16 protein-coding genes and 2 pseudogenes are annotated in these 20,881 nt (G+C 60.5%); 11 read left to right on the forward strand and 7 right to left on the reverse strand.

Translation table 11 applies throughout. The features are described 5' to 3' along the window. Nucleotides 1–307: pseudogene (locus ACE3OH_RS06545) on the reverse strand (peptidase M61); the annotation flags it as partial. A 287-nt stretch (nt 308–594) separates the two neighbouring features. Here ACE3OH_RS06545 and ACE3OH_RS06550 point away from each other — a divergent pair. Together ACE3OH_RS06550 and ACE3OH_RS06555 are read left to right on the forward strand one after the other, a co-directional pair. Further along, entirely contained in the window at nt 595–2,577 is a 1,983-nt protein-coding gene (locus ACE3OH_RS06550) for a methyl-accepting chemotaxis protein (RefSeq protein WP_374349780.1), read from the forward strand. 58 nt (nt 2,578–2,635) lie between these two features. After that, nucleotides 2,636–3,025 (forward strand): DUF3718 domain-containing protein, encoded by a 390-nt coding sequence (locus ACE3OH_RS06555; RefSeq protein WP_374349782.1) that lies wholly within the window; start codon nt 2,636–2,638, stop codon nt 3,023–3,025. Nucleotides 3,026–3,087: 62 nt separating this feature from the next. On the opposite strand, the gene ACE3OH_RS06560 is transcribed toward ACE3OH_RS06555, so the two are convergent. The 3 genes from ACE3OH_RS06560 to ACE3OH_RS06570 all read right to left on the reverse strand — a co-directional run bounded on the left by ACE3OH_RS06560 (nt 3,088) and on the right by ACE3OH_RS06570 (nt 7,047). Further along, nucleotides 3,088–5,592 carry an alkaline phosphatase gene (locus ACE3OH_RS06560; RefSeq protein WP_374349785.1) on the reverse strand — a complete coding sequence of 835 codons (2,505 nt, stop codon included), beginning with the start codon at nt 5,590–5,592 and terminating at the stop codon, nt 3,088–3,090. A 235-nt stretch (nt 5,593–5,827) separates the two neighbouring features. Beyond that, the gene (locus ACE3OH_RS06565; RefSeq protein ID WP_374349787.1) at nt 5,828–6,247 is read right to left on the reverse strand and encodes an RNA-binding S4 domain-containing protein; all 420 of its coding nucleotides are present in this window, start codon (nt 6,245–6,247) and stop codon (nt 5,828–5,830) included. A 2-nt stretch (nt 6,248–6,249) separates the two neighbouring features. Next, entirely contained in the window at nt 6,250–7,047 is a 798-nt protein-coding gene (locus ACE3OH_RS06570) for an SDR family NAD(P)-dependent oxidoreductase (protein WP_374349789.1), read from the reverse strand. A 117-nt stretch (nt 7,048–7,164) separates the two neighbouring features. Here ACE3OH_RS06570 and msrB point away from each other — a divergent pair, with 117 nt between their 5' ends. Beyond that, nucleotides 7,165–7,554 carry a peptide-methionine (R)-S-oxide reductase MsrB gene (gene msrB / locus ACE3OH_RS06575; RefSeq protein WP_374349792.1) on the forward strand — a complete coding sequence of 130 codons (390 nt, stop codon included), beginning with the start codon at nt 7,165–7,167 and terminating at the stop codon, nt 7,552–7,554. A gap of 17 nt (nt 7,555–7,571) precedes the next feature. Here the strand turns inward: msrB and ACE3OH_RS06580 are convergent, their stop codons facing one another. Together ACE3OH_RS06580 and glyA are read right to left on the reverse strand one after the other, a co-directional pair. Next, a complete protein-coding gene (locus ACE3OH_RS06580; RefSeq protein WP_374349795.1) occupies nt 7,572–7,799 on the reverse strand; it encodes a hypothetical protein in 228 nt (75 codons plus the stop codon). Between the two features lie 209 nt (nt 7,800–8,008). Continuing rightward, on the reverse strand, nt 8,009–9,253 hold the full coding sequence (gene glyA / locus ACE3OH_RS06585; protein ID WP_374349798.1) for a serine hydroxymethyltransferase: 1,245 nt from the start codon (nt 9,251–9,253) through the stop codon (nt 8,009–8,011). 259 nt (nt 9,254–9,512) lie between these two features. Between glyA and ACE3OH_RS06590 the strand changes: the two genes are divergently transcribed. The 4 genes from ACE3OH_RS06590 to ACE3OH_RS06605 all read left to right on the forward strand — a co-directional run bounded on the left by ACE3OH_RS06590 (nt 9,513) and on the right by ACE3OH_RS06605 (nt 12,819). Next, a complete protein-coding gene (locus ACE3OH_RS06590) occupies nt 9,513–10,160 on the forward strand; it encodes a hypothetical protein (RefSeq protein WP_374349800.1) in 648 nt (215 codons plus the stop codon). Between the two features lie 199 nt (nt 10,161–10,359). Next, complete coding sequence (locus ACE3OH_RS06595) at nt 10,360–11,619, forward strand: hypothetical protein (protein ID WP_374349803.1); 1,260 nt, start codon at nt 10,360–10,362, stop codon at nt 11,617–11,619. A gap of 9 nt (nt 11,620–11,628) precedes the next feature. Continuing rightward, nucleotides 11,629–12,039: a hypothetical protein gene (locus ACE3OH_RS06600; protein WP_374349805.1), complete on the forward strand. Its 411-nt coding sequence runs from the start codon at nt 11,629–11,631 to the stop codon at nt 12,037–12,039. Nucleotides 12,040–12,135: 96 nt separating this feature from the next. Next, nucleotides 12,136–12,819, forward strand: a complete 684-nt coding sequence (locus tag ACE3OH_RS06605; protein WP_374349808.1) for an ArsR/SmtB family transcription factor — start codon at nt 12,136–12,138, stop codon at nt 12,817–12,819. 475 nt (nt 12,820–13,294) lie between these two features. Here ACE3OH_RS06605 and ACE3OH_RS06610 read toward each other — a convergent pair. Next, nucleotides 13,295–14,677 (reverse strand): annotated as a pseudogene (locus ACE3OH_RS06610) (DEAD/DEAH box helicase); the annotation flags it as partial. A gap of 453 nt (nt 14,678–15,130) precedes the next feature. On the opposite strand from ACE3OH_RS06610, the gene typA reads away from it, so the two are divergent. The 4 genes from typA to ACE3OH_RS06630 form a co-directional block, all read left to right on the forward strand. Beyond that, nucleotides 15,131–16,948 (forward strand): translational GTPase TypA, encoded by a 1,818-nt coding sequence (gene typA, locus ACE3OH_RS06615; protein ID WP_374349811.1) that lies wholly within the window; start codon nt 15,131–15,133, stop codon nt 16,946–16,948. A 348-nt stretch (nt 16,949–17,296) separates the two neighbouring features. Next, the gene (locus ACE3OH_RS06620; protein ID WP_374349814.1) at nt 17,297–18,913 is read left to right on the forward strand and encodes an NAD(P)/FAD-dependent oxidoreductase; all 1,617 of its coding nucleotides are present in this window, start codon (nt 17,297–17,299) and stop codon (nt 18,911–18,913) included. Nucleotides 18,914–19,410: 497 nt separating this feature from the next. Then, nucleotides 19,411–20,427, forward strand: a complete 1,017-nt coding sequence (gene aroF / locus ACE3OH_RS06625; RefSeq protein WP_374349817.1) for a 3-deoxy-7-phosphoheptulonate synthase — start codon at nt 19,411–19,413, stop codon at nt 20,425–20,427. Nucleotides 20,428–20,503: 76 nt separating this feature from the next. Then, nucleotides 20,504–20,881: hypothetical protein (locus ACE3OH_RS06630; protein WP_374349820.1), on the forward strand; the 378-nt coding region annotated here is incomplete at its 3' end.

Consider the following 20,881-nt stretch of genomic DNA (forward strand, 5'->3'; position numbering starts at 1 on the left):
GAGAGGCACCGCGCACCGACAAATCGAAGGCATACACCTGGTAACGCACCTGCAGCGCGCCACGCGCCGGCGCGGCTTGCCAGCTTGCCTTGTCCAGTTTGACCAGCGGCACGCTGCCCTCATCGTCAAATGCCTCGATCTTGACGATATGGCGAGCGAATTCACGAATCAGGTAGGAGCCGGGTATCCACACCGGCAGGCTGAAGCGCTGTCCGGCACGATCCGGGTTGTCGACGGTTATAGACACGTCGAACAGATGGGCTTCGGGGGAAATCGGGGAAATCTGGTAGCTGATGGCCGGCTTCATGGACAAATAAACCACATGGGAAGGGAATCGGATCAAGGGCGTCAGTTTACGCGCTCCATCCGGACCGGCCAAAGGAATTCGCGCCAAACGGCAGGCAAATCCTGCCCTTGTCCCTGTTGCCATTTTGCCGCACTGCCCATGCAGCTGCTGCAACATCACCCGCAGCCATGTTCAAATCAGACATTGCTAATACGCCAAGGCATGACCAGACATGTCTTGGTTTACCCGTATCGGTCTGCTACATCGGGTAAGTACGGCTTAACGCAGCATTTCAGGAAGGATGCATCATGCTCAACCGGCTTTCGGTCATCCAACGTATTGCAGCAGGTTTTCTGGTGGTAACCGGCTTGCTGCTAGCGGTGGGGCTGACCGGCCTGCTCGGGCAGTCGCGCATGAACAGCAGCCTCAGCAATGTCAGCGATGCCACCCAGCTGCGCATCTATAGCCAGTCGGTCACGGTTGCCCTGCTGGAAGTCGGGCGCCTCGCCGACACCTATCATGCCAGCCGCGATCCGGCCGAGCTCGCGCCGCTGGAGAAACACTATGCCGATACCAGCAAGCGAATTGCCCAACTACGAGGCGATCTGCAGGCTCTGGGCGGCGCAGATAGCGAGCTGGCAGGCGCCACCCGCAGTTTCGGTGAGGACATCGGCGCGGTACAGCGTGCTGCCGAATCCATGATGGCTACCCATAAGCAATTTGCCGAACTGCAACCTCAGCTGAAGAAGAAACGCAGCAATCTGGAGGATACCGCCGATGAGCTGGATGGCCTGCTGGCCGATGCACTCGATGGCCACAAAGGTAATGACGCCAGTCTCGCCGAGCTACGCAAGAAGGTGAAGGCTGCGGTATTGGTCTCAACGGGCGCACTTCAACAGAGCAAGCTCGAATCCGCCCGTATTGCCGCCAAGGACATCGAGCCGGTTGCCGAGACCATCAAGCGTGCCGCGGGTGATGTCGGCTCAGGCAAAGGCATGGACGAGATCAGCGCCAAGGTGGCCGACTATCTGAAAGTACTGACCGGCGATGGCGCCCTGCTGCCTACCTATGTGAAGTCGCTTGAATTCGACGCCGAATCGATGAAGTCGCTCGGTGCATTGAACAAGGCAATCGATGCATCGCGCCAGCATCTTGATGCGATCAATTCGGTGGCAGCCAGCAAGGTGACTGCCGCTCGTGACGCGGCACAAACCGCCAGTCGCGCCGGCATGTTCGGCATTGTGCTGATGAGTCTGGCTGCGCTTGCCATTGCCGCCTTTATTGCGCTGTGGGTCACCAATAGCATCCGCCGCCCCCTTGCCAATGTGGTGGCGCAACTCAAGCGCATCGCCCAGGGCGATATGACACAACGTGTACAAATCACCACCCATGACGAGTTCGGCGATCTGGCGCGCTGGACCAATGATCTGACCGACCGCCTGCGCGCCACCCTGGTCGATATTGCCAGCGATGCAATCAAGCTGGCCGAAGCGAGTGAGCACGCCGCCAATATCACCGAGCAGACCAGTGCCGGTATCGATAACCAGAAGCGCCAGACCGATGTGATGGTGCGGGAAGTGACCGAAATGAGCGAAAGCGTCGCCCAGGTAGCCAGGGGCGCCGAGCAATCGCTGGCGGAGATACGCGCAGCACGCGAAGTGGCCGAGCGCGGCCAGGGGGTGATCGAGTCGAATATCGAAACCATCGAAGGGCTCGCCAGCAATATCGAGTCGGCCTCTGCCGTGGTGACCCGGCTAGACGGCTACAGCAAGGACATCGGCCGCATCCTGACCGTGATTGGCGATATTGCCGAGCAGACCAACTTGCTGGCCCTCAATGCCGCGATCGAAGCCGCGCGCGCCGGTGAGCAAGGGCGTGGCTTTGCCGTGGTCGCCGATGAGGTACGCACTCTGGCCAGCCGCACCCGCCAGTCGACCGGAGAAATCCAGACGGTGATCGAGCGACTGCAGCAAGGGGTAAAGGATGCCGTCACCGTCATGGGCAAGAGCAAGAGCGGCACTGCCGCCAGTGTGGCCCAGGCCGGCGAGGCCGGCCGCGCCCTGTCGGCAATTCTGGACAGCATGCGCCAAGTCGACGCACGCAGCGATGAAATCGCCCGCGCAGCCGATGCACAGCACAGCACCACCCAGCAACTGCAACAAGGGGTGGTCGGCATCAGCGAAATTGCCGAACAGTCCGCCATTGGCGCCAATCAGACTGCCGCATCGAGCCGTGAGCTATCCAAACTTGCCGAGCGGCTGCAGCAACAGGTTTCACAATTTCAAGTCTGAGCAGATAATGGCGGCTGTTTGCCTGGCGCCACCCGGTTTTACCTTTTGAGGATTTCAAATGAAGCTTCGCGCATCACTCTGTCTGTTGTCGTTGTTGATTGTCGGCTATGCCAAAGCGGATGAAGATATCCAGCGCTTGTGCGAATACACCAAGGTGGATGACCGCAGCAGCCTGCGCCGCAAGCTCGATGATGCGAGCATTGATCTACGCCATAGCTATGACGACATCCGTTGCGGTGGCGAAAACCTGCTGCGCTATGCGGCGCTCAATGGTGCGCTGGAAAGCGCCACCTTCATCATCAGCAAGGTGGGCAAGCGCTCGGTCAACGACGCAGGCAAGGACGGCATGAACGCAGTGCAGTGGACCGAAAAGAAAATGGACGGTGCCGACGGCGCCACCAAGACCAAGATGAAGGCAGTGCTGGACCTGATGAAGTCCAAGCAGTAAACGCCTCAATACAAAAACGCCAGTCTTTCGACTGGCGTTTTTGTTTGCCCAACCGCTAGAGATCAGCTGATGCTGACTGCCGCCGTGTCTTTCAACACCGTGGCAGTGACGGTACGCGCCACCACGGCAGCAGGCGCATTGCCACCTACCAGACGATTGACCTGGCGGAACTCGCAGCTGAGCTTGTCCGCAGTCAGGGTGACCACGGCATAGCCCTGCGCATCAGTATTGGCCAGCTTGATCCATGGGTTGCTGTTCAGACCGGCCAGTTGCTGCGCCAGCGGCAGAAGCTGCCCAGTGAAGCCGGCATCAGCCTGCAAGCCGGCCAGTACTGCCGCTGTCGTCGCATCGAGCTGCGCTTCCGGCACACCCTTGGCTGCCAGTGCGCCACGAACCTGCACCTTCACCTGCTCTGCCAACGAAGCAGCGGTCGGTGCTGCCTTGGCCATGGTGTAATCGAGCAAGTTCACGTTCACCGCGATGCTACCGATGCCGGGCACCGGAATGGTCAAGGGGTAATAGACCAGGGTGGACAGGCTTTGCGACAGCGAACCCACCGCCGATGACAGGTAGGAGAAGAAGGAGTCGGAACTGATACCGGCGGTGACCAGATCGACCATGGTGGGCGTACCACCATTGGCCGCATCGAAGTCATCGCTGACCGTGCCGGCAAAGAAGGAGTGGATATCACCGGTCACCGCCACCACATTCTTGATGCCATTGTCTTTCAAATGCTTCATCAAATGCTTGCGCTCGGCGTTATAGCCATCCCACTGATCGGCATTGAGGACAAACTTGGCAAAGAACGGCGCCAAGGAAGCCTGCATGCCCGAGGCAGCAACAAACTGCGATTTGGCCTTGTTGGTAGCGACATCAGGCTTGATAAAGCCGAATGCGATCACCTGGGCACCTGCACCGGCCTGGGCCTTGCTACCCGCCCCTGCGGCGCCGGCAGCCGCCGAGAATGCAGCAGCGGCGAGACCTGCTTGTTGTGCCGTCAGACCGGCAGCGACAGCAGCCGCTGTAGCATTGCCGCCCGATGCGGCTGCGCCGGCAATGGCAACCGCAGCAGCCGCAGCACTGGCTTGGCTCGCACCTGCCGTAATGGCGGCAACCAGGGCGCTCGCCACGGCGATATTGCCGCCGGTGGAACCGGCGGCCTCGCCGATCTTGCCGGCAAGGCCGGTAACCGCTTGCAGCGCCAGCAGAGTTGCAATGGCATTGCTGCCATCCACGCCCATGCGCAGCAGCGAAACTTCATTGCCCCACAATTTCCAAGTGGCGGTGGATGCCTTCATGGTGTTCTTCCACCACTCGCGCTGGGTGCGGCCAAGCATCGATACGCCGCTGAGCGGATCGGCCGTGCCGGCGCCACCGGCCATCTTCAGCGCCTCGGCGCCCGATAGCGTGTCTTGCGGCACCATATAGCGTGCACCAATCGAGCCTACGGCCTGACCGGTCAGGGGATTGGTCGCCGCTTCCGGAATGATATGGTCATCGCGGTACAGGCGTTCATCGGTCATCACAAGATGTGCGAGCTTGCCAAAGCGGAAATCGCGATAGATCTGGATGGTATTGATGCCGGCACCATTATCGAGCACCACATCGGCCGGCATGAATTCGAACCAGGCCTGATTGGCGTTGCGACGACGGGCAGGCTGGTGGACATTGTCACCACCGGCAGCACTGATACTGCCATTGTCATACGTTTCAGCGTCCTGCCAGCAATCATCCGAGAATTCATGGTCATCCCAGATCGGGATCATGGCAAAGCGTTCATGCACAGCTTGCAAGCGGCTATCGGTGCGGTACTTCTTGTACAGATAGCGATAGTCGGCCAGGGTGGTGGCGTAGTTGCCGCTACCGCCAGCATTGGGCGTGCCATCCGGCAGCTTCAGTGCGCCATGGCGGCTTTCCACCGCGCCAACCTGGAAGCTGGCGCCCACCGTTTCGTAGATATAGTCGCCCAAGTGGACCAGGAAGTCGGGGTTCTCGCTATTGGCAATCTGCTCGAAGGCGCCCCAGTGGTTGATGCTCCAGTCCTGGCAGGTAAGGAAGGCAAACTTCAGCTGTGTGACATCGGCATCCTGCGCCGGCGCTGTCTTGAAGCGGCCCACCTTGGAGCGGACGTCGCCCGCGACAAACTGGTAGAAATAGGTCTTGCCGGCGGCAAGGCCGGTGATCTTGTGGCGGACGGTATTGTCGTACTGGGCATAGCACGGCACGGTGACGTCCTGCAGCAGATTGCCGACCAGGGCAGCATTGCTACCCAGCGCTGCGCTGTTGTCGGCATCGGTCAGCAATACACGGACCGACAGATTGACAGCTGCACCGCTCGTTACATCATCGGACGCGCTCGGCACCACACGGGTCCACAGCAAGATGCTGTCAGGGCGTGGATCGCCCGATGCCACGCTCTGCGGAAACTTCCAGCCGGCACCACTGGCGCCTGGCGCCGCAGGTCCGGATGTGGCTGGCACGCCATCACCGGCACAGCCGGCGAGACCACCCGCTACCGTCGATACGGTTACAAAGCTGCCAATCTTCAGAAACTGCCGTCTATCCATTGTCCACTCCTTATCATCATTGTTGGCGGGTCATGCCCATGCGGACACGACTGAGCCCTCGAATCAACAACCGGCCGCAGTGCGCCCGGCCAACCTAGCTGTGTGTGATGCGCGCTTGAGGTAGTCGGCGTCGCAGGCAGCAAACCCCAAGCGCTTGCTCGACGAAGGGCGATACTCTATCAGCGCGCCATGTCAGGCAAGTTGCAATCCATATGCGATGCACAGGCACGCTGCCTCAATCACCCTGTTTGCGCTCGAACAGATGCAGCTGGCGCCGCCACTTCTTGGTCGGGCGCCCACGGCTTTCCGGCAGGTCGAACACCGGCGCCAGTGAATTTTCCTCGCGCCGTCTGGCTCGCGCGGCGATGCTGGCTTCGGTTTCGCCATACAGCTGTTGCGCCACAGAAGCCGGGCCACGCATGGCCGACAGGGCTAGCACCGTGATCTCGAATTCCTCGGCGGATGTGCGTATACGCAACAGATCGCCCACCGCCGGATGGCGCGAGGGCTTCGCCCGGTCGCCGTTGACATGGACGTGACCCGCGCCGATCGCCTCCGCAGCAAGGCTGCGTGTCTTGAAGAAACGTGCCGCCCACAACCACTTGTCGAGGCGAACCGGATCGTCGGCCGCCACCGCTTTGCCTTTTCCGGGCATGCTCAGACCAGATCAGCCGGCGGTGCGTCAGATACCGAGCCGGTCAACGCCGGGTTGAAACGCATTGTCTGGCCGCGCACATCCGCGCTGGCCGGGCCGACCAACCACAGGAAAGGCTGGGCCAGCTCGCTCGCCGCCGGCAGGCTGCTACGTTCTTCACCGGGATGGGTCTTGGTACGGAACGGGCTTTGCACCGGGCCGGGCACCAACAGATTGATACGCGGCATGGGCGCAGCATCCCATTCATCAGAGGCCACTGCCACCATTGCAGCCTGGGCTGCGCGGGTATTGGCAAACCCGCCCCAGTAGGCTTTTGCATCGAATGCATGTTGCTCGCCCACCATGACCACACTGGCGTCTTCGGAGCGCTTCAGCAAGGGCAGGCAAGCGCGGGTGATGGCAAACGGCGCCGCGACATTTACCCGGTACATATCGACCCACTCTTCCAGTTTCTGACTGGTAAGGGCAGACAAATGATTAAAGCCATTGGCGCAATGGATGATGCCATCGAGGCGATCGAATTCCTTCCAGATAAGGTTGGCCAGGTTCACGCAGTCCTGATCCGTCATGCTGGCCAGATCAACCGGTATGGCCGCCGGCCTTGCGCCGCCCGCCGCCTCGATTGCATCATAAACGCGGCGCAGCTTCTTTTCGTTGCGCCCAAGCAGCACTACGGTGGCGCCGTGCGCAGCGCAGGCGCTGGCAGCCACTTCACCCAAACCCTGGCCGGCCCCCGTCACCAGAATCACTCGATCCTTCAAATAATCGGGGGCGGGAATGAAGTTGTGCCAAGGGTGCATGTCAGAATTGGGCGGGAGAGTTCGACGAAGTCGAGGATTCTATCACGGCTGTTTTCGCTTACTTTCAGCGCCAGCCCAAGCGCCACATGGCGCTTCCAACCAGCGGAGAGCCGCAGCATGGCCAAAATCAGCAAGACCGACGCCGAATGGCGCGCCCAACTCGACCCAGTGCAGTACCGGGTTACCCGTCACGCCCATACCGAGCCGCCATTCAGTGGCATCTATTGGGATACCACTACCGACGGTATCTATCGCTGTATCTGCTGCCAGACGCCGCTATTCGAGTCCGGCAGCAAGTTCGATGCAGGCTGTGGCTGGCCGAGCTTCTGGCAAGCCCTGCCCGGCGTGGTGAATGAACGCACCGATCTCAGCCATGGCATGGTACGCACAGAAATTTTGTGCGCGGTGTGCGATGCCCACCTCGGGCATGTGTTTCCCGATGGACCAGGCCCGGATGGATTGCGCTATTGCGTGAATTCCGCGTCGATCGACCTCGACGCAAAATAGACAGCCCCCAGTCTGCCCTACTGCTCGGCAATCGGGGTCGACTTGCGTTGATAGCGTCGCAACTCGTCCAGCACCTCATTGCCGTTTGCTTTTTTTGCACCAGTGACACGATGTGGAATCAGGCTGCCGGTGGTGTATTCCAGCTCGTCTTCCGCTTCCTGTATCTCGGTGAACTTGTTCGACTGCATATGCGCGCAGCCAAACAACAGCGGTAAGGCACCGAGCAATAATCGTTTGAACATCATGCTTATCCTCCTCGCACCTACTGCCGAACTCGGCAGCAGACCAGATGATTAGCAAAAATTTACACATCTGACAATCGCGATAACGCTTGGCGCTTCAGTCGCCACCACGTTTACAGGCCATTGCCGCAGCACCGCCAGCCGAAACGGGAGCCAGATGGACCGCAGGCCTGGCTCAAGCCTGCCTGCAGTCCATACTGCCCATCGGCCGCTTAGCTTGCGTAAACCGGGAAGCGGCTGGTCAAGGCATGAACCTTGGCCTTGACCGCTGCCAGATTGGCTTCATCGGCCGGATTGTCGAGCACATCAGCCACCAGATTGGCGACGAGGACTGCCTCTTCTTCCTTGAAACCACGGGTGGTAATGGCCGGCGAGCCAATACGGATACCGCTGGTGACAAAGGGGCTTTCCGGGTCGTTCGGGATCGAATTCTTGTTGACGGTGATATGGGCAAGACCCAGTGCGGCATCGGCTGCCTTGCCGGTAAGACCCTTGGGGCGCAGGTCGACCAGGAACACATGGCTTTCGGTACGGCCCGACACGATGCGCAGACCACGCTCGGCCAGGGTTTTCGCCATAGCGGCGGCATTGGCCAACACCTGCTGCTGGTATTGCTTGAATTCCGGTTGTAGCGCTTCCTTGAAGGCCACGGCCTTGGCGGCAATCACATGCTCGAGCGGGCCGCCCTGCAGGCTGGGGAACACATTGCTGTTGAGGCTCTTTTCGAACTCGGCCTTGGCGAGGATCAGGCCACCACGTGGACCTCGCAGGGTCTTGTGGGTGGTGGAGGTAACAAAGTCGGCATGCGGCACCGGATTCGGGTAGACGCCGGCAGCGATCAGGCCGGCATAGTGGGCCATATCCACCATGAAATACGCGCCAACCTTTTTGGCGATCTGGCTCATCCGCTCGAAATCAAAGCGCAGGGCAAACGCCGAAGCGCCGCCAATGATCAGCTTGGGCTTGGTTTCCGTCGCCACCCGCTCCATCTCGTCGTAGTCGATCTCTTCCTTTTCGTTCAGGCCGTAGGCAACGATATTGAACAGCTTGCCGCTCAGATTGGCCGGCGAGCCATGAGTCAGGTGACCACCGTGCGCCAGATTCATGCCCATCACCGTGTCGCCAGGCTTGAGGATGGAGAAATACACCGCCTGATTGGCTTGCGAGCCGGAGTGCGGCTGCACATTGGCGTATTCGGCGCCGAACAGTTGCTTGACGCGATCGATCGCCAGTTGCTCGACGATGTCGACATATTCGCAGCCACCGTAAAAGCGCTTGCCCGGATAGCCTTCGGCATACTTGTTGGTCAGCTGCGAGCCTTGGGCTTCCATTACCGCCGGGCTGGTGTAGTTTTCCGAGGCGATCAGCTCGATATGCTCGTGCTGGCGCACCACTTCGCCTTGCATGGCGGCGAACAGTTCGGGATCAAATTGGGCAATGGACAGCGGCTTGAACATGGCGGGGCTTCCGGAGGGCTGATGAAGACCGCAGATTTTATCACGCCAAGCCTGCCCAGCCACTTGAATGGCGCGCATTCTCCACCATCAACTTGTTCATCTGCTGCCCTGCCCTACACTCCCTGCTATGGAACGCAGCTTCTGCCCGAAATGCGGCTATACCCGCCAAGATCACGATGCGACGCCTTTTCTGAGCTGTCCACGTTGCGGCATCGTATTTGCCAAATATGCCCGATACCTGGCCGAACAGGCTTCCGGCATGCACCCTCAGCCACGCATAGCAGCCGGGAACGCAAGCGAAGCAAGCACCGCCCTGCGTGACTACTTGCTGCCACTCGATACGCAAACACCGACCAGCAGCCTGATCGGCCAGGCACTACTGTGGCTTGGCCTCGTGGTATGGGGCATTCACTTCATCCGCTGCGACTGGCGCGATGGCGACGCCGCCGAGTCTTTCCTGCACGGCGTCAACCTGGCGTTTCATGAATTCGGTCACCTGCTGCTGCGCCCGTTCGGCGAATGGCTGACCTTCCTCGGCGGCAGCCTGCTGCAGTGTCTGCTGCCGCTGATTATTGTCGTGGTATTCCTTTTGCGCGAACGCCAACCGTTTTCGGCATCAGTCGCACTATGGTGGGCAGGCCAGAATCTGATCGATGTTGCGCCCTATATCGGCGATGCGCGTGCCATGTCATTGCCGCTGGTGGGCGAATGGCATGAAGAGATGATCGAGCTGCGTGCCCTGCGCCACGATTGGCGCAATCTGCTCGAGCCCTTGGGCCTGTTGGCCTGGGACCATCGCCTGGCCGCCCTCGCCCACTTTCTGGGTTCGGGTGTGATCATGCTGAGCTGGGCGTGGGGCGCTTGCTACTTGCTGGCAAGCTGGCGCCGGCAGCAAGAGATACCCTGATCTGCCATTCGGTCGAAGCAATGGCATGCGACTGTCGGAAAGGCTTGAATTATCAGAGGAAATCAACATCGAGCCGTGCTTGTCGCCCTGCCGCAACAGCACCGGCCGGCTGAAAGCGCGCGCTTGCATACCCACTCCTGCAGCCTATGGTGGGCTTACCGGGTAATTCCGCCACCCTCGCCAATTCGCAGGAGGTTCCATGAAAGCAGGTCTCACCCTGACTGTCCTGGCTGCGCTGATCCAGAGCGCCTATGCCGACGAGACGTCATCCATGTTCAAGCTGTCCGGCTTTGGCACCTTTTCCGAAGTACGGACCGATGACAAGGCGGTCGGCTACAAGCTGACCTTTCAGAACAACGCACGCGCCGATCAGTGGTCGACCGATGTCGATACCCGCCTCGGCGCACAGCTCGATATCAACCAGGGCGGCAAGTTTTCCGGCGTGGTGCAGCTGATGGGCCTGCAGCGTGATACCGGCAGCTTCGACACCCAGGTGGAATGGGCCAATGCCTCCTGGCAGATCAGTGATCAATGGCGGCTGCGCGTCGGACGCATGGTGACACCGGCCGTCTCATCCGCCGATTCGCGCTATATCGGCTACGCCTACCCGACCGTGCGGCCCGATGCCAACATCATCGGCATCTATCCCCTGATCCGTCACGACGGAGCCGACCTGACCTGGGATAGCGAAGCCTTGAATGGTCGGCTACGTATCCAGAGCTTCCTTGGCCAGACCAGCTATGCCACACCGACCCTCGCCTTCAAGGCCAAGGCAATTATCGGGATTACCGGCAGCTATAGCACCGGCCCATGGACGGTGCGCGCTGCCCATACCGAAATCAGCCGCGCCAAGGCACAAAGCGGCACTGACTACCCCAAGCTGGTAGGGTTAAGAAATGGCTTGCAAGCCATCAATCCGGTTTGCAGCAACTGCGGTGACTCCCTCGCCCTGTTCCGCAACGGTCTGGAGGGATGGAGCGCCAAGATCAACGATGTGATGGTCAGCTGGGACGACGACACCTGGTTTGCACAGGCCGAATATGCGCGGCGCAGCACCGATACCTATATCTCCGGCCTGAGCGCCTATGCCCTGCTCGCAGGCATGCGCAGCGGTAATTTCACTCCCTTTGTCGGCTATTCGAGCCTGAAAGTACTCGACAAGAACAGCGCAGTGAGCTTCACATCGGCAGCCGCGCCGACCACTGCGGCGGGCCTGTCTGCTGCTGTCAGCGGCCTGTTCCTGGCCGGACGCGCCGATCGCCAGATCACGTCATTCGGCTTGCGCTGGGCGCCACTCAACAATATGGATGTCAAGTTCCAGGCCGACCTGACCCGGTTTGACCACCCGGAAGCCGGCTTTGGCGGCTACTACACCCATTTGCGTGATAGCAAGGGCGCCTTGATTCCGTTCGACGGCAAGGTGAATGTCTACAGTCTCGCTGTCGATTTTGTGTTTTAAGGAGCAATTATGACTCCGAACAAATTGCTTGTGGCATTCAGCCTTGCAGCCCTGAGTCTGGCCCCGTACGCCGACGTGGTAGTGGTTGTTAGCAGCAAGTCTCCCATCGGGCCGCTGAACAAGGACCAGGTCACCGACACCTTCATGGGCAAGGCAAAAAATGTCGGCGGCGCCTCGGTCAGTCCGATCGACTATGCCGACAGCCCGAAGGAAGCGTTTTACAGTGGTGTGCTGGGTAAATCGCCGGGACAAATGAAAAGCTTCTGGGCAAAGCTGGCCTTTACCGGTGCCGGCGTGCCACCCAAGGAGCTAGGGTCTCAGGCGGAGGCTAAAAAGCAGCTGACCGAAAACCCAAGCGCCATCACCTTTATGGAGCGCAGCCAGGTGGATGGCTCGGTCAAGGTGGTATTCCCGCAGTAAACGGCTTTGCCTGACTCGCCGCGCCGGTGCATATGCGCCAGGCGCGGCGAGCGCTTGGAGCTTGCGCCTCCATCGCGTATCGGTGACCATCGCGCCATGAAAGATGGCCCCAATATCGTCAATATCGCCGCGCTGATCGGCGACCACACCCGCGCCGAAGTGCTCACCACCCTGTTGGCTGACCGCGCCCTCACCGCCACCGAGCTGGCTGACCTGTGCGGCGTCAGCCGTGCCACCATCAGCGGTCACCTTGCCAAACTGCTCGATGCCAATCTGCTGACTGTCGAAGCGCAAGGACGTCATCGTTACTTCCGCCTGGCCGATGGCGATGTCGCCAGCCTGCTTGAATCGATGATGGGTGTAGCTTTCCGTACCGGCGCTGTCAGATTGCGCAGCGGCCCGCGTGAGCCCGCCTTGCGTAAAGCCCGGGTATGTTATGACCATCTGGCAGGCGAGCTCGGCGTAACAGTGTATGAAGGACTATTGGCCTCCGGCGCTCTGTTGCCTGGACCAGAGGGACTGCAGCTGAGTGACTCAGGCCGCCAGCGCTTTGCCCTGCTGGGGATGGATGCCTCCAATCTTGCCGTGCGGCGCCGAACGCTTTGCCGCCCCTGCCTGGACTGGAGTGAACGACGCCACCATCTGGCCGGCGGTCTGGGCGCAGCCTTGCTTGACAGCATCGTCGAACGTGGCTGGGCAAAGCGTATGCCGAGTAGCCGGGTGCTCGGCTTTAGCGCAGCGGGTGAAAAGTCCTTGCTGGCGTGGTTGACAGCAGGCTGACCGACCCTCATGGCAATGGCAGCAGAAGCAAAAATGCCCCAGGTAAACCCGGGGCATTTTTGCTGAGTGCAGTTGCAATCAGTGCTTAGCGGTTGCCGTAGCTTCCGCCGGTACGCTTGCCACCGGCGCCGCTGCGATTGCCGCCCTGGCGCGAACCCGTGCCAGCGCCGAATCCACCACGCGACTGGCCACCGCTCTTGCGGTTGCCATTGCCGCCCAGCGGCGCATGCAGGGTCAGGCGAGGCTGCTCGGCATACACGGTGGTATCGACTTCCACACCCTTGAAATTGCCTTTGCGTGGCTTGGGCGCGTTGCGTTCCTGAATGCTGTTGAAATCAGGTTGGCGCTCATCCCAGTTCGGCTGAGCCTGCGGGCGACGCTCGCTGCTGGAGCGGCGATTGCCGACATCATCGGCAAAGCTGCGACGCTCACCCATCGGCTTGCGATCGCCGGCCGGGCGATCACCGAAAGCGCGGCGCTCACCAAAGCTGCGCTCGCCCTGCGGGCGGTCACCTTGCGGACGATCACCGAAGGCGCGACGCTCGCCAAAGCTGCGCTCGCCTTGCGGACGATCGCCAAATGCACGGTCACCCGCCGGGCGGCGCTCATCGAAACGACGGCCACCATCACGCGGGCGGTCACCGAACTTGCGGCCACCGTCACGCTTGTCGCCAAAGCGACCCGCACCGCCGCTGCTTGGGCGTGGCTCAAAGCGCGCTTCCAGGCCTTCCAGCTTGTAGGTATTGAGCTTGCGGCCGATGAACTTTTCAATGCGGCGCAGCGCCGGGACTTCGTGCTTGGCAGCAAAGGAAATGGCAATGCCTTCGCGGCCGGCGCGGCCGGTACGGCCAATGCGGTGCACATAGTCTTCCGCGAATTTCGGCAGGTCGAAATTCACTACATGGGTGATACCCGCTACGTCGATACCACGAGCGGCAACATCGGTTGCCACCAGCACATCGATCTCGCCCTTCTTCAGGCGGGCCAGGGTGCGGGTACGTTCGCGTTGTTGCATGTCGCCATGCAGGGCAGCGGCCTTCTTGCCGGCGGACAGCAAACGATCGGCCAGATCACCGGCATCGATCTTGGTTGCAGTAAAGATAATGGCTTGGCCAACCGCTTCATCTTCCAGAATGCGGTCGAGCAGCTTGGCCTTGTGCGGCAGGTCATCGGCATAGTGCAGCTTCTCGACGATCTGTTCCTGGCGGCGGGCCGGGGCGGCGATTTCGATACGCTCCGGGTCACGCAGCAGCGACTGGGCGATGGTGGCGATATCGCCATCCAGGGTGGCCGAGAACAAGGCAGTCACGCGCTCGGTAGGCAGCTTGGTGGCGATATGGGCGATATCGTCACGGAAGCCCAGGTCCAGCATGCGGTCGGCTTCGTCGAGCACCAGCATTTCCAGGCGCGACAAATCGATGCGACCGCGCTCCATCAGGTCGATCAGACGGCCCGGCGTAGCCACCAGAATCTCGAACGGCGAGGACAAGAGCTTGATCTGCAGCGGGTAAGGCATGCCACCAACAATACTGACCACCTTGGCATACTTGACCTGCTTGCCATAGGTTTCGGCAGCCGTCTTGATTTGCGCGGCCAGCTCGCGGGTAGGCGACAGCACCAGGATGCGCGGGCCGCGGCCTGGCTTTTCACATTTTTCGGTAAGGAAGTTCAGAGCCGGCAGCATAAAAGCTGCGGTTTTGCCGGTACCGGTAGCGGCAGAGGCCATTACGTCACGACGGGCTTGCAACAGTGGAATCGCGGCAGCTTGAACCGGGGTCGGCTCGGTATAACCAGAGGTGGTCAGTGCGTTGAGAATGGGTTGTGCAAGGCCGAGGTCGGCGAAAGTGACTTGTGTCAAAGCGGTTTCCTAAGTTTGATACACCGGGCAATTCGGAATACACCGGTGTGAACGAAACCCGAGCATGCCGCCAAGACATATTTAGCCCCATTGCTGGGCCGCATGGCTTGAACCATGCAGGAGCGGCGAGCGCGGAATTCGTTTTTGCCAAAGCCCGAGCCTAATCAGGCGGCGGGCAAAATAAGCTGAGATCGCGAGGGCCCGGATCTATCGGGCGGAGGTGCAGATCGGCAGCGCCACATCGACGCTAACCGGAAGAAGCGCCAAAACATTGAAACTGCGGCGGCGCGGAGGTCAGGTATCGATGGATTGTTGCAAGGTCTTTCGCTGCAACGCTTCGCATTATGCTGAAAACAAAGACAAAACACAAAGTATTTATCAGATGCATGGTGCAGCGCAGTAATGGTGTCGTGCTAAAATCGGCGGTTTACTGAATCGACTTAGGTTGCCTCCATGAGCCGCGCACTCCGCAATATCGCCATCATCGCCCACGTTGACCACGGCAAAACCACGCTGGTTGACCAGCTGCTGCGTCAATCCGGCACCTTCCGAGAAAACCAGCAGGTAGACGAACGCGTGATGGACAGCAACGATCTTGAAAAAGAGCGCGGCATCACGATTCTGGCCAAGAACACCGCCATCGACTACGAAGGCACCCATATCAATATCGTCGACACCCCCGGTCACGCCGACTTCGGCGGCGAGGTAGAGCGGGTGCTGGGCATGGTTGACGGCGTGCTGCTGCTGGTTGACGCGGTCGAAGGCCCGATGCCGCAGACCCGTTTCGTGACCAAGAAGGCGCTGGCACTGGGCCTGCGCCCCATCGTGGTGATCAACAAGGTAGACCGCCCCGGTGCACGTCCTGACTGGGTGGTGGACCAGACTTTCGATCTGTTCGACAAGCTCGGCGCCACCGACGAGCAGCTCGACTTCCCCATCATTTACGCATCGGGCCTCAATGGCTTCGCCAAGCTGGATCTGGCCGAAGAGACCACCGATATGCGCGCCCTGTTCGAAACCGTGCTCAAGCATGTTCCGACCCCTCCCGGCTCGCCCGATGCGCCGCTGCAGCTGCAACTGGCCGCACTCGACTACTCCACTTACACCGGTCGCCTCGGAGTTGGCCGCGTGCTCAATGGCCGTATCAAGCCCGGCCAGCAAGTGGTGGTGATGAACCACGAGAATCAGGTTGCCGCCGGCCGCATCAACCAGGTGCTGGGCTTCCAGGGCCTCGATCGCGTACCAGTGGATAGCGCCGAAGCGGGCGACATCATCATTGTCTCCGGCCTCGAAGACATCGGTATCGGCGTCACCATCTGTGACAAGGACGCACCGGTCGGCCTGCCGATGCTGACAGTGGACGAACCCACCCTGACCATGGACTTTATGGTCAACTCCTCACCGCTGGCCGGCACCGAGGGCAAATTCGTCACCTCACGCCAGATTCGCGATCGCCTGACCAAGGAATTGCTGACCAATGTCGCCTTGCGGGTTGAAGACACCGAAGACGCCGATGTATTCCGCGTATCGGGCCGTGGTGAATTGCACCTGACCATCTTGCTGGAAAACATGCGCCGCGAAGGTTTTGAAATGGCCGTGGCCAAGCCTCGCGTGGTGTACAAGGAAATCAACGGCGAGAAGTGCGAGCCGTATGAAAACCTCACCATCGACCTGGAAGACGAACACCAGGGCGGCATCATGGAAGAAATCGGCCGTCGCCGTGGCGAGCTGACCAATATGGAAAGCGATGGCCAGGGCCGTACCCGCCTGGAATACCGCATTCCGGCTCGCGGCCTGATCGGCTTTCAGTCCGACTTCATGACCATGACCCGCGGCACCGGCCTGATGAGCCATGTGTTCGACGACTACGGTCCGGTCAAGGCCGACCTGCCCGGCCGCCACAATGGCGTGCTGATCAGCCAGGAAAACGGTGAAGCAGTGGCCTATGCACTGTGGAACCTGGAAGACCGCGGCCGCATGTTCGTCAACCCTGGCGACAAGCTGTACGAGGGCATGATCATCGGCATCCACAGCCGCGACAACGACCTGATCGTCAACCCGATCAAGGGCAAGAAGCTGACCAATGTGCGTGCTTCCGGCACCGATGAAGCCGTGCGCCTGACCCCGCCGATCAAACTGACGCTGGAATCGGCCGTGGAATTCATCGACGATGACGAGCTGGTCGAAATCACTCCGGTGAGCATCCGCATCCGCAAGCGCCACCTGAACGAGCACGACCGCAAGCGCGCCTTGCGTGCTTCCGAGGGCTGATCGCAGCCAGACATGCGGCCGCTCCCGGTGGCCGCATGGCAAACCAAAGGGCCGCGCCTGCGGCCCTGCTTTGCCGGACGTGGTTTGGCACGAGACCGTCGCGGCTCGCCTATGGTGGGACTGCCGTCGATTCCAGCAAGGCCCACACACACTCGCCACACCATGCTGCAACGCCTCAGCGCCGCGCTATCTTGTCTGCGCCTAGCCCCCACGACGCCGCGTGTCTTGCATGCAGCTTGGGCACCATAGGCTTTGCACAGGCCGGCGACCATCAATCGGACTCAACAAATTGCCGGCTGCAGCCTAAGGTAAGCAGATGGCAGTTCAATCAATTGAGCATTTCACACCATGCTGCGCATTACCGAACTCAAGCTACCGCTCGACCATACGCCCGAACAGCTGCAAGCCACCATCATCAAGCGCTTGAAAGTCCGGCCGGCCGACCTGATCCGCTTCGAGGTATTCCGCCGTGGCTACGATGCGCGCAAGCGCTCGGATATTTTCCTGATCTACACCATCGATTGCGAGCTGGCCAATGAGCAGGCGGTGCTGAAGCGCCTTGCCGACGACCGCCATATCGGCCCGACGCCGGACACCAGCTATAAATTCGTCGCCAAGGTCAGCGAAAAGCTGGCGGAGCGGCCAGTGGTGATCGGCATGGGGCCATGTGGCTTTATGGCGGCACTGGTACTGGCGCAGATGGGCCTGCGCCCCATCGTGCTGGAGCGCGGCAAGCAAGTGCGCGAACGCACCAAGGACACCTGGGGCCTGTGGCGCAAATCGGTACTCAACCCGGAGTCGAATGTGCAGTTTGGCGAGGGCGGCGCCGGCACTTTCTCCGACGGCAAGCTGTATAGCCAGATCAAGGATCCGAAGCACTACGGCCGCAAGGTCATCGCCGAATTCGTCAAGGCGGGTGCGCCGGAAGAAATCCTCTATGTCAGCAAGCCACATATCGGCACCTTCCGGCTGGTGACCATGGTCGAACAGATCCGCCAGACCATCGAATCATTGGGCGGCGAAATCCGCTTTCAGCAAAAAGTCACCGATATCGATATCCGCGATGGCCAGGTGGAAGGCTTGGTGCTGGAAAGCGGCGAGCACATTGCCACCCGCCATGTTGTGCTGGCCATCGGCCACAGTGCGCGCGACACCTTCCAGATGCTGTACGACAAGGGCGTGTACATCGAAGCCAAGCCCTTCTCGGTGGGTTTTCGCATCGAGCACCCGCAGTCGATGATCGATCAGGCGCGCTTTGGCAAGTTTGCCGGCAACCCCATCCTCGGTGCGGCCGATTACAAGCTGGTGCACCACGCCAGCAATGGCCGGGCGGTGTACAGCTTCTGCATGTGTCCGGGCGGCACCGTGGTGGCCGCCACCTCCGAGCCGGAACGGGTGGTGACCAATGGCATGAGCCAGTATTCGCGCAATGAGCGCAATGCCAATAGCGGCTTTGTCGTCAGCGTTTCGCCCGAAACCGACTATCCCGGCCACCCCCTGGCTGGTCTCGACTTCCAGCGCCAGCTCGAATCGCAAGCCTATCGCTTGGGCGGCAGCAACTACTGTGCGCCGGGCCAATTGGTCGGCGACTTCCTGGCGGGCAAGCCGTCCAGCCAGCTTGGCGCAGTAGAACCTTCCTACAAGCCCGGTGTGACCTTGGGCGATCTGTCGCTGGCCCTGCCGGCCTTTGCCATCGATGCGATGCGCGAAGCGCTGCCGGTGTTCGATCGGCAGATCAAGGGCTATGCCATGCACGATGCGGTGCTCACCGGCGTGGAAACCCGCACCTCATCCCCGATCAGCATCAAACGCAACGAGCACTGCCAGAGCCTGAACACCCGCGGCCTGTTCCCGGCCGGCGAAGGCGCTGGTTACGCCGGCGGCATCCTGTCGGCCGGCGTGGATGGCATCAAGGTGGCCGAGGCGGTGGCGCAGAGCATGCTGGGCATATCGCAAGCACACTAAAAAATTCGATACCAAAACACCAACACCTTGAACCACAGAGGGCACAGAGAACGCAGAGGATGCACAGAGAAGGGCTGGGACTGCGCGGGCTTCAAGTGAGTGGCTGCTCGGGTGCTCTTTCCGGCGGCGCAGTCAGTTTGCCCCCCTACCCGCATAGATTTGCTCTATGCCGCCTCTGTGTTCTCTGTGCCCTCTGTGGTTCAAGGTTTTGACATAAACACCCCAGACCACCCAAGCAAAAACGCATTTGCCGGCGCAGAATGTTTTGGGTTACTCTCGGGGCTGTTCAATTTTTCAGCACAGCGGCATTTCCCCACCATGCGCCAGTTCAATGTGTATTTCGGCTTTTATTACTTTCCCATCACAAGTTGACCTGGGCTAGCCGACCTCACGCTGAAAGAACACCAAACACAACAAGGCGGGCCCATCTGGGCCCGCCTTCTTTTTTGCCTTTTTGAATCTGCACCCGCACCGACCTCCCCGAAAGGAAGCACACCATGATCATCGTTATGTCCCCCAATGCCAGCGACGCCGACCTCAATGCCGTTATCGCCCGTATCCGCGACGCCGGCCTCGCCGAGCATGTATCGCGCGGTACCGAGCGAACCCTGGTCGGCGCCATCGGCGATGAGCGCAAGCTGTCGGAAAGCGTGTTCGAGCAGATGGCCGGGGTCGAGCGTGCCATTCATATCGTCAAGCCTTACAAGATCGTCGCCCGTGAGAATCATCCAGATGGCACGGTGGTCGATATTCGCGGCATCAAGCTCGGTGGCAAGCAGATCCAGGTGATTGCCGGGCCGTGCTCGGTGGAGACCCAGGCGCAGATGCATCTGGCCGCTGCCGGTGTGCATGCGGCCGGCTGCAAGCTGATGCGCGGCGGTGCTTTCAAGCCGCGCACCAGCCCCTACGCCTTCCAGGGCCTGGGCGTGCAGGGCCTGGAATTCTTCCGCGAGGCAGCGCGTGAATACGATATGCCCATCGTAACCGAGCTGATGGATGTGCGCATGCTCGACACCTTTCTTGAGCACGATGTCGATGTGATCCAGATCGGCGCGCGCAATATGCAGAATTTCGACCTGCTCAAGGAAGTGGGCAAGGTCAACAAACCGGTCATCCTCAAGCGCGGCCTGTCTGCCACTATTTCCGAACTATTGATGGCGGCCGAATACATCGCCGCCGGCGGCAACCACAATATCATCCTGTGCGAGCGCGGTATCCGCACCTTCGAGACCGCCTACCGCAATGTGCTGGATATCACTGCCATCCCGGTTCTGAAAAAGGAAACCCATCTGCCAGTGGTGATCGACCCGAGCCACGCCGGCGGCAAGGCCTGGATGGTGCCGGCACTGGCCCGTGCTGCGGTGGCGGCCGGCGCCGACGGCCTGTTGGTGGAAATGCATCCCAACCCGTGCGAAGCCTGGTGTGATGCTGATCAGGCGCTGACGCCAGAGCAGTTGAGCGAGCTGATGGTATCGCTGCGGCTGATCGCCCAGGCAGTTGGACGCGAGCTGTAAAAAAGCGCTGTGCAGCGGCCAGCAGGGCGGCAGATAATGCCGCCCTTGCCCATCACTTCTTGCAAAGCGAGACCCCATGAGCCTGATGTTTTCTGTTTTGTGTGCCGCCTGCATGGCCAAGATGCAGCAAGGCACGGTGGTTGATCTGGCGCCGGTGGAAACGGTGGTCCAGCCTGGCAAGGTGCATCAGGAATGTGCGCGGCTGCTGGCAGGTGAAAACATCCGCTATGGCTTTGAAGCCAGCGCGCCGCTGGCCGTGAGCGTGTCGTACCAAGATGGCGACAAGCAGGTGGCCGGCAGCGAAACCGTGGCGCAAATCAGCCTGATGCAGCGCTTTACGGCCGAGGCCGCCCGCAACTATTGCGTGAACTGGCGCAATGCCGGCAATCAGCCCATCACCATCAAGTATCGCTATACCCCCGAATACCATATCCAGGCCATTGCGCCACAGAAG

It is taken from the genome of Chitinimonas sp. (genome assembly GCF_041904975.1).
In the GTDB taxonomy this organism is placed as follows: domain Bacteria; phylum Pseudomonadota; class Gammaproteobacteria; order Burkholderiales; family Chitinimonadaceae; genus Chitinimonas.

Excerpts from the sequence above, each read along its gene's own strand:
- ACE3OH_RS06550 (WP_374349780.1), top strand. The coding sequence starts at position 595 with ATGCTCAACCGGCTTTCGGTCATCCAACGTATTGCAGCAGGTTTTCTG.
- ACE3OH_RS06555 (WP_374349782.1), top strand. The coding sequence starts at position 2,636 with ATGAAGCTTCGCGCATCACTCTGTCTGTTGTCGTTGTTGATTGTCGGC.
- ACE3OH_RS06560 (WP_374349785.1), bottom strand. The coding sequence starts at position 5,592 with ATGGATAGACGGCAGTTTCTGAAGATTGGCAGCTTTGTAACCGTATCG.
- ACE3OH_RS06565 (WP_374349787.1), bottom strand. The coding sequence starts at position 6,247 with ATGCCCGGAAAAGGCAAAGCGGTGGCGGCCGACGATCCGGTTCGCCTC.
- ACE3OH_RS06570 (WP_374349789.1), bottom strand. The coding sequence starts at position 7,047 with ATGCACCCTTGGCACAACTTCATTCCCGCCCCCGATTATTTGAAGGAT.
- msrB (WP_374349792.1), top strand. The coding sequence starts at position 7,165 with ATGGCCAAAATCAGCAAGACCGACGCCGAATGGCGCGCCCAACTCGAC.
- ACE3OH_RS06580 (WP_374349795.1), bottom strand. The coding sequence starts at position 7,799 with ATGATGTTCAAACGATTATTGCTCGGTGCCTTACCGCTGTTGTTTGGC.
- glyA (WP_374349798.1), bottom strand. The coding sequence starts at position 9,253 with ATGTTCAAGCCGCTGTCCATTGCCCAATTTGATCCCGAACTGTTCGCC.
- ACE3OH_RS06590 (WP_374349800.1), top strand. The coding sequence starts at position 9,513 with ATGCACCCTCAGCCACGCATAGCAGCCGGGAACGCAAGCGAAGCAAGC.
- ACE3OH_RS06595 (WP_374349803.1), top strand. The coding sequence starts at position 10,360 with ATGAAAGCAGGTCTCACCCTGACTGTCCTGGCTGCGCTGATCCAGAGC.
- ACE3OH_RS06600 (WP_374349805.1), top strand. The coding sequence starts at position 11,629 with ATGACTCCGAACAAATTGCTTGTGGCATTCAGCCTTGCAGCCCTGAGT.
- ACE3OH_RS06605 (WP_374349808.1), top strand. The coding sequence starts at position 12,136 with ATGAAAGATGGCCCCAATATCGTCAATATCGCCGCGCTGATCGGCGAC.
- typA (WP_374349811.1), top strand. The coding sequence starts at position 15,131 with ATGAGCCGCGCACTCCGCAATATCGCCATCATCGCCCACGTTGACCAC.
- ACE3OH_RS06620 (WP_374349814.1), top strand. The coding sequence starts at position 17,297 with ATGCTGCGCATTACCGAACTCAAGCTACCGCTCGACCATACGCCCGAA.
- aroF (WP_374349817.1), top strand. The coding sequence starts at position 19,411 with ATGATCATCGTTATGTCCCCCAATGCCAGCGACGCCGACCTCAATGCC.